General features: G+C 70.9%; 10 protein-coding genes. 2 read left to right on the top strand and 8 right to left on the bottom strand.

The window, feature by feature from the left end; translation table 11 throughout:
- Nucleotides 1–71 precede the first annotated feature (71 nt).
- Entirely contained in the window at nucleotides 72–1,238 is a 1,167-nt protein-coding gene (locus OG202_RS31675; RefSeq protein ID WP_328223958.1) for a winged helix DNA-binding domain-containing protein, read from the top strand.
- 5 nt (nucleotides 1,239–1,243) lie between these two features.
- Here OG202_RS31675 and OG202_RS31680 read toward each other — a convergent pair whose 3' ends face one another.
- The 5 genes from OG202_RS31680 to OG202_RS31700 form a co-directional block, all read right to left on the bottom strand.
- A complete protein-coding gene (locus OG202_RS31680; protein ID WP_328223959.1) occupies nucleotides 1,244–2,041 on the bottom strand; it encodes a class I SAM-dependent methyltransferase in 798 nt (265 codons plus the stop codon).
- Nucleotides 2,042–2,125: 84 nt separating this feature from the next.
- A complete protein-coding gene (locus OG202_RS31685) occupies nucleotides 2,126–2,659 on the bottom strand; it encodes a carboxymuconolactone decarboxylase family protein (RefSeq protein WP_326578048.1) in 534 nt (177 codons plus the stop codon).
- A gap of 203 nt (nucleotides 2,660–2,862) precedes the next feature.
- Nucleotides 2,863–5,220 carry an ABC transporter permease gene (locus tag OG202_RS31690; protein ID WP_327727983.1) on the bottom strand — a complete coding sequence of 786 codons (2,358 nt, stop codon included), beginning with the start codon at nucleotides 5,218–5,220 and terminating at the stop codon, nucleotides 2,863–2,865.
- Nucleotides 5,217–5,903 carry an ABC transporter ATP-binding protein gene (locus OG202_RS31695; RefSeq protein WP_326585636.1) on the bottom strand — a complete coding sequence of 229 codons (687 nt, stop codon included), beginning with the start codon at nucleotides 5,901–5,903 and terminating at the stop codon, nucleotides 5,217–5,219. The genes OG202_RS31690 and OG202_RS31695 overlap by 4 nt, the downstream gene beginning before the upstream one ends.
- Nucleotides 5,903–6,427, bottom strand: a complete 525-nt coding sequence (locus tag OG202_RS31700) for a PadR family transcriptional regulator (protein WP_327727982.1) — start codon at nucleotides 6,425–6,427, stop codon at nucleotides 5,903–5,905. The genes OG202_RS31695 and OG202_RS31700 overlap by 1 nt, the downstream gene beginning before the upstream one ends.
- Nucleotides 6,428–6,772: 345 nt before the next feature.
- On the opposite strand from OG202_RS31700, the gene OG202_RS31705 reads away from it, so the two are divergent.
- On the top strand, nucleotides 6,773–9,169 hold the full coding sequence (locus OG202_RS31705) for a transglycosylase domain-containing protein (protein ID WP_327727981.1): 2,397 nt from the start codon (nucleotides 6,773–6,775) through the stop codon (nucleotides 9,167–9,169).
- A 160-nt stretch (nucleotides 9,170–9,329) separates the two neighbouring features.
- Here OG202_RS31705 and OG202_RS31710 read toward each other — a convergent pair whose 3' ends face one another.
- From OG202_RS31710 to OG202_RS31720, 3 genes are all read right to left on the bottom strand, one after another.
- A complete protein-coding gene (locus OG202_RS31710) occupies nucleotides 9,330–11,441 on the bottom strand; it encodes an ATP-binding SpoIIE family protein phosphatase (protein ID WP_328223960.1) in 2,112 nt (703 codons plus the stop codon).
- 343 nt (nucleotides 11,442–11,784) lie between these two features.
- Nucleotides 11,785–12,477 carry a cytidylyl-2-hydroxypropylphosphonate hydrolase gene (gene fomD / locus OG202_RS31715; RefSeq protein ID WP_327727979.1) on the bottom strand — a complete coding sequence of 231 codons (693 nt, stop codon included), beginning with the start codon at nucleotides 12,475–12,477 and terminating at the stop codon, nucleotides 11,785–11,787.
- A 114-nt stretch (nucleotides 12,478–12,591) separates the two neighbouring features.
- Nucleotides 12,592–13,977 (bottom strand): class II fumarate hydratase, encoded by a 1,386-nt coding sequence (locus OG202_RS31720; protein ID WP_327727978.1) that lies wholly within the window; start codon nucleotides 13,975–13,977, stop codon nucleotides 12,592–12,594.
- Nucleotides 13,978–14,073 lie beyond the last annotated feature (96 nt).

Genomic DNA, 14,073 nt, shown 5'->3' on the forward strand with positions numbered 1-14,073 from the left:
GTGACGGGGACGGCGAGCGTGACGGGGCCGGCGAGCGTGACGGGGCCGGCGAGCGTGAGGGAGCCGAGGCCATGAGGGTCAGGACGGTCACCTGGGAGCAGGCGAGTGCGCGACGGACGGAGCGGCAGTTCCTGGGGGCTCCCGCACCGGCCGGTACGCCGGTCGCCGAGGTGGCCGGCGCCATGCTGGGGGCCCACGCGCAGGTGCTGTCGGCGGCCGAGCTGTCGGTGGGGCTGCGCACCGAGGGGATCACCCGGGCCGACGTGCGGGCCGCGCTGTGGGAGGACCGGACGCTGGTGAAGACGTTCGGGCCGCGCGGTACCGTCCATCTGCTGCCGACCGCCGACCTGCCCTTCTGGACGGCCGCGCTGACCGCGATCCCGGGCGGAGCGAGCCCGTTCGCCCCGGACGTACGCCTCACCGACGAGCAGGCCGAGCAGGTCGTGGCCGCGATCGGCGCCGCCCTGGACGGGACCACGCTGACCCTCGACGAGCTGGGCGAGGAGGTCGTCGCGCGCACCGGGCCGTGGGCCGGGGACCGTGTCATGCCCGCCTTCCAGGACCTGTGGCCCCGTTGGCGCCAGGTCATGCACCGCGCGGGCCAGTCCGGCGCCCTGTGCTTCGGCCCCGACCGCGGCCGCAGGGCGACGTACACCCGCCCGCCCCACTTCGATCCCCTCCCCTCGGCGGACGAGGGACTGGCGACCCTCGTCCACCACTATCTGCGCGCCTACGGCCCGGCCTCCCCGCGCCACTTCGCCCAGTGGGCGGCGGCACCCGGCGCCTGGTCCGACCGCCTCTTCGCCTCACTGGCCTCCTCCGGCGGGATCGAGGAGGTCGACTTCGAGGGCGAGCCGGCCTGGGTGGCGGCGGGCGACACCGACTTCCCCGAGGACCCCGCCCGTGTCCTGCGGGGCGTACGGCTGCTGCCCTACTTCGACGCGTACGGCATCGCCGCGCAACCTCGCGAGCGGCTGTTCCCCGGGGCGGCGTACGAGCGGGCCCTCGCACGCGGCCAGGCGGGCAACCACCCCCTGCTCCTGGTCGACGGCGTGGTCGCGGGCGTCTGGCACCAGCGGCGTCAGGGCCGGCGTACGACGGTCACGGTGGAGCCGCTCGGGCGGCTGGGCGCGCGGCGGGAGCGGGAGTTGGGGGAGCGGGTGGAACGGGTGGGCGAAGTGCTTCAGGCGCGGGCCGAGTTGGCGATCGGGAAGGTCATGGTCGGGCCGCACGCGTGAGTGCCCTACTCGGCGGCCGGCTTACGGGCCTCGAAGAGGTGCCGGGCGCTGTGCGCGACGAAGGGGCCCTCGCTCTCGATCCGCTCGTGCAGGGAGCGGAGCCGGGGGAGATACGCCTCGACGGTGAAGCCGGGCACCATCCAGACGACCTTCTTCAGGAAGTGCACGACCGCCCCGATGTCGTAGAACTCGATCCGCAGCCGCTCGGCCCGCAGTTCCACGATCTCCAGCCCGGCCGCCTCGGCGTCGGCGCGCTCGCCGTCCGGGTGGCGGGCGCTGCGGTTCTCCTCCGGCAGCGGGCCGGTGAAGTGCTCGACGAGTTCGTAGACGCTGCTCGGCCCCACATGCTGGGCGAAGTACGTGCCACCGGGCTCGAGCACCCGGGCGATCTCCGACCAGTGGGCCCGGACCGGATGCCTGCTGGTGACCAGGTCGAACGCCCCGTCCGCGAACGGCAGCGGCGCGTCCTGCGGAACGGCCACCACCACCGCGCCCCGGGGCCGCAGCAGCGCGGTCGCCTTGGCGACGTTCGGCGGCCACCCCTCCGTGGCCACGGTCACCGGTGGAAGGCGCGGGGCGGAGTCGAGCACCTCCCCACCCCCGGTCTGGATGTCCAACGCCGCCGAGGCCCGCGCGAGCCGTTCCCCCATCGCCCGCGCGTACCCCCACGACGGCCGGGCCTCCGTGGCCCGCCCCTCGAACCAGGAGAAGTCCCACCCCTCGGTGGGTACGGCATCGCCCTCGGCGACGAGCTCTTCGAAGCTGCGTGAGGAGAGGGAGGAGAGGGAGGAGAAGGACGTCATGGAGACGGATTTTCCCCAGGGAGAGGAGGGGCCGCGAACGGATTTCCGCGAACGGGCGATTCCCGGCCACCTGCCCCACAGGACCTACTCGGAGAGAATCGCCTCCGCGTCCAGCGTGACCCCGACCGCCTGCACCACGGACGCGATCCTGAACGCCTCCTGCACGGTCTCCCGGTCGACCCCCGCCTTGCGGAGCGCCTGCTCATGCGCGTCCAGACACAATCCGCACCCGTTGATCGCGGACACGGCCAACGACCACAGCTCGACGTCGACCCTGTCGACCCCGGGATCACGGAGGACGTTCACGCGCAGCCCGGCCCGCAGACCGCCGTACGCGGGGTCGGACAGCAGATGCCGCGTGCGGTGGAAGACGTTGGTCATCGCCATCGTCGCCGCCGCGGACCGCGCCGCGGTGTACGCCTCCGGTGACAGGTTCGCCCTGGCCTCCGGCGCCAGCTCGCGCAGCACGACCGCCGAGCGGGAGGCGATCGCCGTGACGAGGACGGTGCCCCACAGCCGCTGCGTCGGCAGAGCGGAGTCGCCGATGACGGAACCCAGGTTCAGGCGGAGGTCCTTGGCGTAGTCCGGCACCGCGGACTGCAACGTTTCCAGCGACATGTCGTCCTCATCGTCCTCACTACCCGGCGAGCGGCCTGACGCGGTCCAGTGTCCCGTCGCGGTCCAGTGTCCCGTCGGGAACGGCGGCCCGTCGAACTCCGGCCGCGCACGGCACCCGCGCGAGGGCCGCGGCGCTCAGGAAAGCGCCGCGGCCCTCGCCGGTCCGGGGCCGGAGACGGCCCGCGAACGACACGCGGCCCTCCCTATTCCGTGCGGAGCCCCTCCGGGCGCATCAGGCGCAGCAGCGGCGGCATGCTCAGCGCCGTGACCAGGACGACGATGCCCGCGCCGATGCCGGTCATCGACAGCACGCTCGGCCAGTCCACGCCCACCGGGACGCCCGTCATCTTCAGCAGGACCGCGCCCAGGGTCAGACCGACCGTCGAGGCGAGGACGAGGCCCAGCGTGATCGGGATCGCCGTCTGCCACAGCACGGACAGACCGAGCGTGCGGCGCCGGGTACCGAAGGCGACCAGCGCCGAGAGCAGCTTCCTGCGTTCGCGGAGCTGCTCCAGCTGCGACACGAGGAGGCTCGCGCCGATGAGGACGAGCACGGCGGACGCGCCGACCAGCAGACCGGTGCGGATGTCCGCGAACTGGTCCACCCGCCTGGTCGACTCCCACTCCCAGGTCCTGATCAGCGGATCGATCGCCACGGCCGCGTTGCGCACCTCGTCGAGCGCGTTCGGAACCCTGGGGTCGGTCCGTACGTAGACGGTGCTGTAGAAGACGGTCTCGGCCTTCGCGGGCAGGGCGCCGGGGGTGGCCATCAGCCCCGCCGCCCCGGTCCGCAGCGCGTCGGCGCGCTCGGGCACCTTCCGCACCTCGGCCGGTACCTTCCAGGCGATCTCGGCGCCCGGCTCCTCCCCGCTGTAGGAGGCGTCGAAGTACAGCGTGTTCCCGGCGGTGACGAGCTTCGTCACGGTCGGGTCGCTCGGGGCGCCCAGCATGAAGACGTCGCCGTCGCGGCACGAGGAGATCTCGGCGAGTTCGCGCAGGGCGCCGCAGTCGCCGACGGTCATCTCCGTCGTCTCCTCGGGGTCCTTGGCGGTGGCGGAGACCGTCGTGGTGGACAGTGCCGCGGTGGACTCCGCGCCCCTGGCCCGCCTCAGCTCCTTGCCGGCGGCGCTCACGGAGAGGTCCTTCGGCAGGGTGAGCTCCATCTGGGCACGCGTGGTGTCCTGCCCGGTCGACTCGGTGAACCTGCCCTCGACTCCGGCGAACAGCATCTGCAGGGCGATCGCGCCGGCCACCGCCACCGCGATGCCGTTGACCATGCGGGCCGCCGAGCCGCTGCTCAACTGGAGCCTGCGGACGGCCAGCTGCCAGGAGACGGCGCCGGCGCCCAGCCGGGCGACGAACGCCTCGACGAACCACGGCAGCAGGGCGGTGATTCCGACCAGCAGCAGGACGACGCCGCCGGTCACCATGTACTCGTTGAACTCCCCGTTGTCCGACCCCTGGCCGAGCATCGGGTAGAGCATGGCGAGACCGCCGAGCGGCAGCAGCAGCCGCCACCAGAGCCTGCGGCGCGCGGGCTTGGCCGTGCGGACCACACCGAGCGGTTCGATGACGACGCCGCGCAGCGCGAACAGGGTGACGAGGACGGCGGCCGCCGGCACCGCGAGCGCCACCAGCAGGGCGAGGCCGGGGGAGGGGTTGAGGTAGCTCGGGAACACACTGATGTCGAGCACCTCGACCGAACCGGCGATCTCCCTGCCGAGCAGGAAGAACCCGGTGCCGAAGAGCAGTCCCAGCACGGCACCCGCGAGTGCCTCGCCCGCCGCGATCCGGCGCGTCATCCGCCCGTCGGAGCCGACCAGCCGCAGCGCCGCCAGCCTGCGGTCGCGCCGCTCGCCGCCGAACCGTACGGCCGTGGCGATGAAGACGGCGACCGGCATCAGCAGCACCACGAACACGACCAGCGTGAGCAGCAGCAGGATCGGGTCCACTTCCTCCTCGGGCTGCTCGACCATGGACAACCCGAACCGGTCGATCCGGGCCACCACCGAGTCGTCGAGCCGCGGGGCGAGTCCGTCGGCGCCGGCGTAGTAGGCGAGTTCCCCCGGGCCGATCAGCCCGGTCTCGCCGATGGTGCCCACCGTGTCGTACGGCAGCCGGCCGCGCAGCAGTTCCCCGGCGTCCGACCTCAGCAGCTCGGAGAGGGCGGGGGAGACGAGCATCTCGCCCGGCGCGGGGAACTTCCCGACCCCGGGCGGCAGCGGCGCGTCCACGCCTTCGGGTTCGAGGAGCCGTCCCCGGATCTCCTGGTGCTGGTACTCGGTGTCGGTGTCGGCGACGATCAGGCTCTTGTCGGTCGGCTTGGACCTGCTGTTGTCCGCGAGGTAGCCGATGCCCCGGTCCTCCCGGGCCTGCTCCCGGTCCTGCCGGGTCGCCAGCGCGTTCGGTATCGCCGCGGTGAGCAGCAGCAGCGCCACCCCGAGGCCGACACCGACCGCGGTGAGCACGGCGCGCACCCAGCCCTCACGGCCCCCGGTGAAGGTGAACCGGACCCCCATCGCCAGATCCCGGTACCACTGGCGCACGACAGCCGAGCTCATACGACGCGCTCCATGTCCCGCGACTTCCCGTCCCGTACGACGATCTCGCGGTCGGAGTACGCGGCCACCCGCGCCTCGTGCGTGACCAGGACGACGGCGGCGTTGGTGGACCGGGCGGCCTCGGTGAGCAGCTCCATCACGCGCTCGCCGTTGAGCGAGTCGAGGGCGCCGGTGGGCTCGTCCGCGAACAGCACCCGGGGGTTGGTGACGAGCGCCCGGGAGACGGCGACCCGCTGCCCCTGCCCGCCCGAGACCTCACCGGGACGCTTGCGGGCCAGGTCGTCGACCTCCAGGCGCTCCATCCAGCCGAGGGCGGTCTTCTCCGACTCCTTGCGGGAGGCGCCGTTCAGCCGCAGCGGCAGTGCCACGTTCTCCACACACGTCAGCTCCGGCACGAGCTGGCCGAACTGGAAGACGAACCCGAATTCGCTGCGCCTCAGCGCGCTGCGCTGGGTGTCGTTCATGGTGGCCATCTCGCGGCCGTTGTAGGTGATCGAGCCCGAGTCGGGCGGCACGATCCCGGCGAGGCAGTGCAGCAGGGTCGACTTGCCGGAGCCGGAGGGGCCCATCACCGCGACGACCTCGCCGGGGTGGATGGAGAACTCGGCACCGTCCAGCGCGGTGGTCGGACCGTACGCCTTGCGCAGATCGGTCGCGACGAGCAGGGAGCCGGCGGGGGTCATCACCGGGCCACCGCCTCGGCCAGCTTGCCCAGTCGGGCGGCGGTCAGCTCCAGCCATCGCAGATCGGCCTCCAGATGGAACAGGGCGTGGTCGCAGATCAGCTGATCGGCCAGGTCGCCCTTGCGCTTGCGGTCGGTGAGGATGCGCATCATGCGCAGGTGCTCGGAACGCTGGGTGTCGAGGATGTCGGCCGCGTTCCGGTCGGTGAGCAGGGCGAGGACGACCTTCGTGTAGAGGGTCGACTGCAGATACGGCTCGGGCTTCTCGGGCGTCGCGAGCCACCGCTGGACATCCGTGATGCCCGCCTCGGTGATCGCGTACCGCTTGCGCTCGGGACCGCCGCCGGGCTCGATGCCGTCGACCTCGACGAGGCCGTTCTTCAGCAGGCGCGACATCGTCGAGTAGACCTGGCCGTAGTGCAGGGGCCGGTCTTGACCGAACTTCTCGTCGAAGGCCCGCTTGAGGTCGTAACCGTGTCGGGGCCCGGACTCCAGGAGTCCCAGGAGGGTGTGACCGATGGACATGAGCACGACTGTACACAGGGGGTATACACGGCAGGTATACCTGCCGTTTATAGGTCGCCGCCGGGTGGAGAGGGGGCGCAGGTCAGGGCCGATTGTCACGGTTCTGTCACTGCGATCGGCGGCCACTGGGCGACAACTCATGGGTCCGGTGGGGCAACCATCGGCCCAGTTGGAACGTCCGTTCCGTTGGGATGAGGTCTAGGGGTATGCGCGTCGCGTGCGCATTGTCACGCCGTCACAGGGCGGACCGACTCCCTCTTGTCATAGTCCTCGGTGTTAGCTTGCTGAGCTGACAAGACGCGAGTGACGTATGAGACCGAGCAGAATGCGGAGCGGACCGGAGCCATGGGACGAGCGGAAGAAAGACGAGCGCGGCAACGCGGCGGTCGCCGCGCGGCGCCCCAGCGCTCGTCCGGGGGCGAAGCAGGCGCGACGACGACCGTCATAGGCGCGCCGGAGGGCGGCGGCCGGGCGGCGGCCAGGGCCGCGGCCAAGAACGCGTCCAAGGGCGGCGGCAAGAAGCAGCAGAAGAGCTTCCTGCGCCGCCTCTTCACCTGGAAGAAGATCCTCGGCACGTTCTTCGGTGTCTGTCTGCTCGGCATGGGTGCCTTCGTCGTGCTCTACCTGATGATCGACATACCCAAGGGGAACCCCGAGGCGACCCAGGAAAGCAACGTCTACAAGTACGCCGACGCCGACAAGGTCTTCGCCCGCACCGGCAACACGAACCGCGAGATCGTCGAGCTCGACAAGATACCCAGGGACGTCCAGCTGGCCTTCGTCGCCGCTGAGAACAAGACCTTCTTCGACGACCCCGGCGTCGACTTCAAGGGCATGGCCCGCGGTGTGATCAACACCCTGTCGGGCAAGGGCAAGCAGGGCGGCTCGACGATCACCCAGCAGTACGTCAAGAACTACTACCTGACGTCGGACCAGACGGTGACCCGCAAGCTCAACGAGCTGGTCATCTCCCTGAAGCTGGAGCGCAACGAGTCCAAGGACTACATCCTCGCGGGCTACATCAACACCAGCTACTACGGCCGTGGCGCCTGGGGCATCCAGGCCGCCGCCCAGGCGTACTACCAAAAGGACGCCAAGGACCTCAACGTCCGGGAGGGCGCGTACCTCGCCGCGCTGCTCCAGGCTCCCAGCCAGTACGACCTGTCCACCGCGACGCCGACCGGCAAGAAGCTGGTCACGGCGCGCTGGAACTACGTGCTGGACAACATGGTCGAGATGCAGGATCTGACCAAGCTGACCGCCTCGGAGCGGGAGGGCATGAAGCTCCCCAAGCCGAAGGAGCCCCAGGCCGCCCCCGACATGGAGGGCCAGAACGGCTACCTGGTCACGGCCGCCAACAACCAGCTGGCCAAGCAGCTCGTGGCCAGCGACAAGGCGGACAACCTCGAAGAGGCCAAGACGAAGATCGACGCGGGCGGTTGGACCGTCACGCTGAACATCAACTCGAAGAAGCAGGCCGCGCTGGAGAAGGCCGTCAAGGAACGCCTCACCAGCAAGCTCGACCCGAAGAAGCGCAAGGTCGACAAGTACATCCAGGCCGGTGCCGTCTCCGTCGACCCGAAGACGGGCAAGGTCCTCGCCATGTACGGCGGCGTCGACTACGTGAAGCACTACACGAACAACGCCATGCGCCGGGACTACCAGCCCGCCTCCACCTTCAAGCCGGTGATCCTCGCCGCGGCCGTCGACGAGGATGCCGAGACCCAGGACGGCGACCCGATCACCGCCAGCACGGTCTACGACGGTGACAGCCGGCACAAGGTCACGGACGACGGCACCGCGGTCGGCTTCGCCCCGCCCAACGAGGACAACGTCGACTACGGCGACGTCACCGTGCAGGCCGCCATGAACAAGTCCATCAACTCCGTCTTCGCCCAGATGGGCGTGGACGTGGGCATGGAGAAGGTCATGGAGGTCGCCGGGAAGCTCGGCATGGACACCGAGGGCATGGAGGCGGTCCCCGCCCAGACCCTGGGCTCCATGGGTGCCAGCCCGCTGGAGATGGCCGGCATCTACGCCACCCTCGACAACCACGGCAAGAAGGTCACCCCGACCATCATCGCCTCGGCCGAGCACCGGGAAGGCCCGGTCGAGTTCCCCGAGCCGATCGGCGAGCAGGTCATCAGCAAAGAGGCCGCCGACACGGTCACCTCGGTCCTCACCGGCGTGGTCGACGACGGTACGGCCAAGACGTCCGTCCGCGACAACCCGGCCCGCAACGGGCAGCAGGTCGCCGGCAAGACGGGTACCTCCGACGAGAACCGCTCCGCCTGGTTCACCGGCTACACCCCGAACCTCGTGACCTCCGTCGGGCTCTTCGGCGAGGACATGAGCAAGAACGGCAAGCACGTCTCGATGTACAACGCCGTCGGCGTCCCCCGGGTCAACGGCGGTGGCTTCCCCGCCCAGATCTGGGCCACCTACACCTTCGGCGTGATGGGCAAGACCACCAAGTTCGACCTGGACACCAAGCAGGGCGCCGCGGTCGCGCCGACGGAGTCCCCGACCCCGTCCGTGACGCCGTCCGAGACCCCGTCCGAGACGCCCACCACGGACGAGCCGACCACCCCGCCCGAGACGACCCCGGAGACCACTCCGGAGACGACCCCGGAGACGACCCCGGAGACGACCCCGGAGACGACCCCGGAGGAGACCCCGTCGGGCGACGACGGCGGCATCGAGTTCCCGACGAACCCGAACGATCCACAGGTGGACGACTAGCGCACCCGAAAAGCGAAGGGCGCCCGGTGAGATCACCGGGCGCCCTTCGCGCGTCCGAGGGCCGCAGGCCCTTCAGGGGCGCGGGGAACTGCGCGACACGCCACGACGAACCCGCAGCCGCCGAACTCGCGGAAGTCCTACGGCGCTCCCGCGAAATCCCTCACGCCTGGTTGAGCTCGAACCACACAACCTTCCCCGCACTCAACCGAGTGGCCCCCCACCGCTTGGCCAGCCGATTGACCAGGTAGAGCCCACGGCCCCCCTCGTCCGTCGCCCGGGCCTGCCGAAGCCGAGGCAGCTGCGGAACGTCGTCGGTCACCTCGCACCGCAGCACATCCGTCCGCAGCAACCTCAACGTGACCGGCCGAGTCGCGTACCGCACGGCGTTCGTCACGACCTCGCTGATGAGCAGCTCGACCGAGTCGGTCAACTCCTCAAGACCCCAGCGGGACAACGCGTGCCGGGCCAGCCGACGCGCCCGCCCCGGAGCCATCTCCTCGGGCTCCAGGAACCAGTACGCGACGTCGCTGGGAGCGATCCCATCGAACCGCGCGGCGAGCAGCGCGATGTCGTCGTCCCGGTCCCCCGGGCCGAGCATGTCGAGCACCTCGTCGCACAGCGCTTCCAGCGGCGGCGGATGATCCGGCCCGGTCAACTGCGCGGTCGCGGCCAGCTTCTCCCGCAGCTGCTCTATCCCGGTCCACACGTCCCGGAGCCGGGACTCCACGAGCCCGTCGGTGTACAGCAGCAACGTGCCACCGGCCGGCGCGTCCAGCTCCACCGCCTCGAAGTCCACCCCGCCCACACCGATCGGCGCACCCGGCGGCACCCGCAGCACCTCGGCACGCCCGCCCAGGTGCAGCAGCACCGGCGGCGGATGCCCGGCGTTGGCGATGGTGATCCGATGCGAGACCGGGTCGTACACGGCGTACAGGCACGTGGCCATCCGGTCCGTGCCCAACCGCTGGGCCTGCTCGTCGAGGTGGTGCAGCACTTCCTGCGGCGGCAGATCCAGGCCCGCCAGCGTCTGCGCGGTGGTCCGCAGCTGACCCATGATCGCGGCAGAGGTCATCGAATGACCCATCACGTCACCCACCACCAGCGCGACCCGGCTCCCCGGCAGGGGAATCGCGTCGTACCAGTCGCCGCCGACCCGCGCCGTCTCGGCGGCGGGCAGATACCGGTGCGCGAGCCGTACGCCGGTGCAGCGCGGCAGCGCCTCCGGCAGCATCGTGCGCTGCAACTCGTCCGCGATGTACGCCTCACGGCCGTACAGCACCGCCTTGTCGATGCCGAGCGCGCTGTGCGTGGCGAGCTGGGCGGCGACCAGCAGATCGTCCTGCTCGAACGCCATCCGTTCCGGGCGGCGCAGGAAGACCGCCGCGCCGATCACCCGGCGTCGGCCGCGCAGCGGCGCGAGAATCGCCCGCTGGCCGGTCGGCACGGTCAGTTCGGCGTCCGGACCGAGCAGTTCCGGCAGCGCGTCGTGCGCGGCGGGCGCGTCCGCGAAGACCGGCCGTACGCCCCGCAGCACCTCGGCGAGCGCTCCGCCGGGCCGCACCTCGCACTGCTCGGCGGTGACGACCGCCAGATCCACGGGCTGCTCGGGCTGGAGCACGGGCATGAAGCCGCCCTCGGTGTCCCGCTCCTCGGGAATCCGGTCGGTGCGGCGCAGGCGCAGCACCATGGGCCCGGTGGGCCGCTCGTCGCCGACCGGCAGCGGCTCGCGCAGATACACGAGGATCGCGTCCGAGAACGTCGGCACGGTGGCCCGGCACAGACCCATCACGATCTCGTCCAGGTCGATGCCGCGGGCGATCCGCCGGGTCGCGGCGCCCACGAAGCGCAACCGGTCGCCGTCCCGCCGCATGGGCATGGGGGCGCCCGGCGGCACTCCCTGCCCGCTGCGGCGCTCCAGGCCGCCACCGGCCCCGCCGGACCGGTCCGGCTCACCGCCGGGCTGCGCCGGGATGGTCTCCGGCGCGGGCCTCGGGCGGTGCGGGTCGGGCTCGGTGGCCGAGGGCTGGGAGTGCTCGGAGAGCGCCGGCTGGGCGTGCTCCGAGGGGGCCTGTCCGCTCTTGGCGCACGGGGCCGCGGTGCCCGGCTCGGCCGGTGCGTCACCCATGCGTGCCTGAGCGGGTAAGGCCGTGGCGGGCGCGGTGCGCATCGGCTCCTGGGTACGCAGGAGCGCCCCACGGGGATCCGTGGGGCCGGCGCCGCCCTGAGGGCGCTCGTGGGAGGTGGGGTGCTCCGTCACGCGTGTCGAATCCATCCGTCCGGGACTGCGCGTCGTGAGCGCAGTGCGTCCCGCAAACCCGATACTTCGTCCCGCAGAAAGGCCGATACCCGGATTACGTGTCCTGGGAACGGATTTCCCGCGTGGTCAGAGGCAGTTCCTGTGCCACACACGGTACCGGCGGGCTCGCCGAACGACAGTACTGCCCGTCCGTCGGGCCGTCTCCGGCTCGTCCCGGTGTAACCCTCGTACCCCTTGATCACGTCTTGCCGCCCCTCGGTGACGTACGGTCAAGCCTTGCCCGAACTGCGGGAGTTGCCCCTGTGAACTCTTGCGGAGGACGATCCTACGGTTGCGGACCGGGGGCGCATCAAGGGTCTCATGAGGACAAGTGCGCGGGCGTACGGTCCCAGTCGTCCGGGAGAGACGGTACTCCCCACGCCGGGTTCGGGCGCCAGTGCTGCCAGCCGTCCGAGAACGGAGGGCCCCACGCGTGGATGGCCTCCACCGCGGACCGACCCGCCTCCCGCACCCGCTCGGCCGCGTGAGCGTCCATCAGGCCGTCCTGCTGAGCTTGCGCGAACTCGTCCTCGTCGAGCCAGTTCCAGGACCGGTCCGGGAACACACAGATGTCCAGGAAGTGGTCCTCGGAGTCCACACCGCCGTCCCAACGGGCCCGCGGTGTCTCCAGGTTGACGTACCAGTTCTTGAAACGCCAACCCTGCTCCCAGAACAGCCACACCGACCACGGCTCGCCCGGCCGCGCCAGCTTCAGCACACCGGTGCCGGACCACCGGCCGAGCCGCACGCTCCGCGGCTTCTTGTACCGGGACGTGAGGGGCTCCGAGTTCAGCGAGGTGCCGTCCGCCAGTATGGGCCGTACGCATTCGGTACCGGGCGCCATCCACACGGCCAGCAGATCCGCGTCATCGCGTACGACCGTGACGGGCCGCGCGATATGGAAGCGTTCGCCGCCGTTCTCCCGATAGCGCCACAGGATCTGACTGCCCGGCTCCCAGAACGCCGTCGACCCGTCCGCTTCCCCTCGTCTCACCACTCCGTCGTCTCCCATGCGCAGATATTAGGTGTCATGCGCATATGACGCTGCGGTACCGGTCACGGTTCACGCCTCGGCGGGAATCGGTTACCCGAGTGACACCTGCGACGGCCGGAACTCGCCGCCCGGTCACGGCCGTGTCATCCGCAGGACATCCAGCGCCTCGTCGAGCTGCTCCAGTGTCAGATCGCCACGCTCCACGTAACCGCTGTCCAGGACGACCTCGCGGATGGTCCGCCGTTCCGCGAGCGCCTTCTTGGCGACCTTCGCGGCCTCCTCGTATCCGATGTACTTGTTGAGCGGGGTGACCACGGACGGGGACGACTCGGCGTACTCACGGGCCCGCTCCCGGTCGGCGACGATCCCGTCCACGGTCCGGTCGGCGAGCAGCCGTGACACGCCTGCGAGCAGCCGGATCGACTCCAGGACGTTCTTGGCGATGACGGGCAGCATGACGTTGAGCTCGAAGTTCCCGGCGGCGCCCGCCGTGGCGACCGTGGTGTCGTTGCCCGTGACCTGCGCGGCGACCATGAGCACGGCCTCCGGGATCACCGGGTTGACCTTGCCGGGCATGATCGAGGAACCGGGCTGGAGGTCGGGGAGGGAGATCTCCGCGAGACCGGTCCTCGGCCCCGACGCCATCCACCGCAGATCGTTGGCGATCTTGGTGAGGGAGACGGCGATCGTACGGAGCTGCCCGGACGTCTCGACGATGCCGTCCCGGGCCCCCTGCGCCTCGAAGTGGTCGCGGGCCTCGGTGAGCGGCAGTCCGGTGGCCCGCGCGACCTCCGCGATGACGGCGGCGGAGAACCCGGGCGGCGTGTTGATGCCGGTCCCCACGGCCGTACCGCCCAGGGGGAGTTCGGCGAGCCTGGGGAGCGAGGCCTCCAGCCGCTCGACGCCGTACCGCACCTGGGCCGCGTACCCGCCGAACTCCTGGCCGAGAGTGACCGGTGTGGCGTCCATGAGGTGCGTACGACCGGACTTCACGACGTCGGCGAATTCCACGGACTTGCGCTCCAGAGCCGTGGCCAGATGCTCCAGGGCGGGGATCAGGTCACGGGTGACGGCGGCGGTCGCGGCGATGTGGATGGAGGAAGGGAAGACGTCGTTGGACGACTGCGAGGCGTTGACGTGGTCGTTCGGGTGCACGTCCCGGCCGAGCCGCTCGGTCGCCAGCGTGGCGATGACCTCGTTGGTGTTCATGTTCGACGAGGTGCCGGACCCGGTCTGGAACACGTCCACCGGGAAGTGCTCGTCCCAGCGGCCCTCCGCGACCTCCTCGGCCGCCTCCCGGATCGCCTCGGCGATGTCCTTGTCGAGCACGCCCAGTTCGGCGTTCACCTGCGCGGCGGCGCCCTTGATCCGGGCCAGGGCCTCGATGTGGGCGCGCTCGATGCGCTGCCCCGAGATCGGGAAGTTCTCGACCGCCCGCTGTGTCTGGGCCCGCCACTTGGCGCCCGCCGGCACGCGGACCTCGCCCATGGAGTCGTGTTCGACGCGGTAGTCACTCATGTCCGGTACAGCGTTCCGGCCGACCGTGGTGTTCCCGGCCGTACCCCGCGCGGGTGAGCGCGGAATTCCGCGCACCGATGCCGGTGACGTGCAGTA

The organism is Streptomyces sp. NBC_00310, assembly GCF_036208085.1.
GTDB lineage: Bacteria > Actinomycetota > Actinomycetes > Streptomycetales > Streptomycetaceae > Streptomyces.

What these genes read in the sequence shown, in the direction of transcription:
- OG202_RS31680 (WP_328223959.1), bottom strand. Translation starts at nt 2,041, where the DNA reads ATGACGTCCTTCTCCTCCCTCTCCTCCCTCTCCTCACGCAGCTTCGAA.
- OG202_RS31705 (WP_327727981.1), top strand. Translation starts at nt 6,773, where the DNA reads ATGGGACGAGCGGAAGAAAGACGAGCGCGGCAACGCGGCGGTCGCCGC.
- OG202_RS31695 (WP_326585636.1), bottom strand. Translation starts at nt 5,903, where the DNA reads ATGACCCCCGCCGGCTCCCTGCTCGTCGCGACCGATCTGCGCAAGGCG.
- fomD (WP_327727979.1), bottom strand. Translation starts at nt 12,477, where the DNA reads ATGGGAGACGACGGAGTGGTGAGACGAGGGGAAGCGGACGGGTCGACG.
- OG202_RS31675 (WP_328223958.1), top strand. Translation starts at nt 72, where the DNA reads ATGAGGGTCAGGACGGTCACCTGGGAGCAGGCGAGTGCGCGACGGACG.
- OG202_RS31700 (WP_327727982.1), bottom strand. Translation starts at nt 6,427, where the DNA reads ATGTCCATCGGTCACACCCTCCTGGGACTCCTGGAGTCCGGGCCCCGA.
- OG202_RS31690 (WP_327727983.1), bottom strand. Translation starts at nt 5,220, where the DNA reads ATGAGCTCGGCTGTCGTGCGCCAGTGGTACCGGGATCTGGCGATGGGG.
- OG202_RS31710 (WP_328223960.1), bottom strand. Translation starts at nt 11,441, where the DNA reads ATGGATTCGACACGCGTGACGGAGCACCCCACCTCCCACGAGCGCCCT.
- OG202_RS31720 (WP_327727978.1), bottom strand. Translation starts at nt 13,977, where the DNA reads ATGAGTGACTACCGCGTCGAACACGACTCCATGGGCGAGGTCCGCGTG.
- OG202_RS31685 (WP_326578048.1), bottom strand. Translation starts at nt 2,659, where the DNA reads ATGTCGCTGGAAACGTTGCAGTCCGCGGTGCCGGACTACGCCAAGGAC.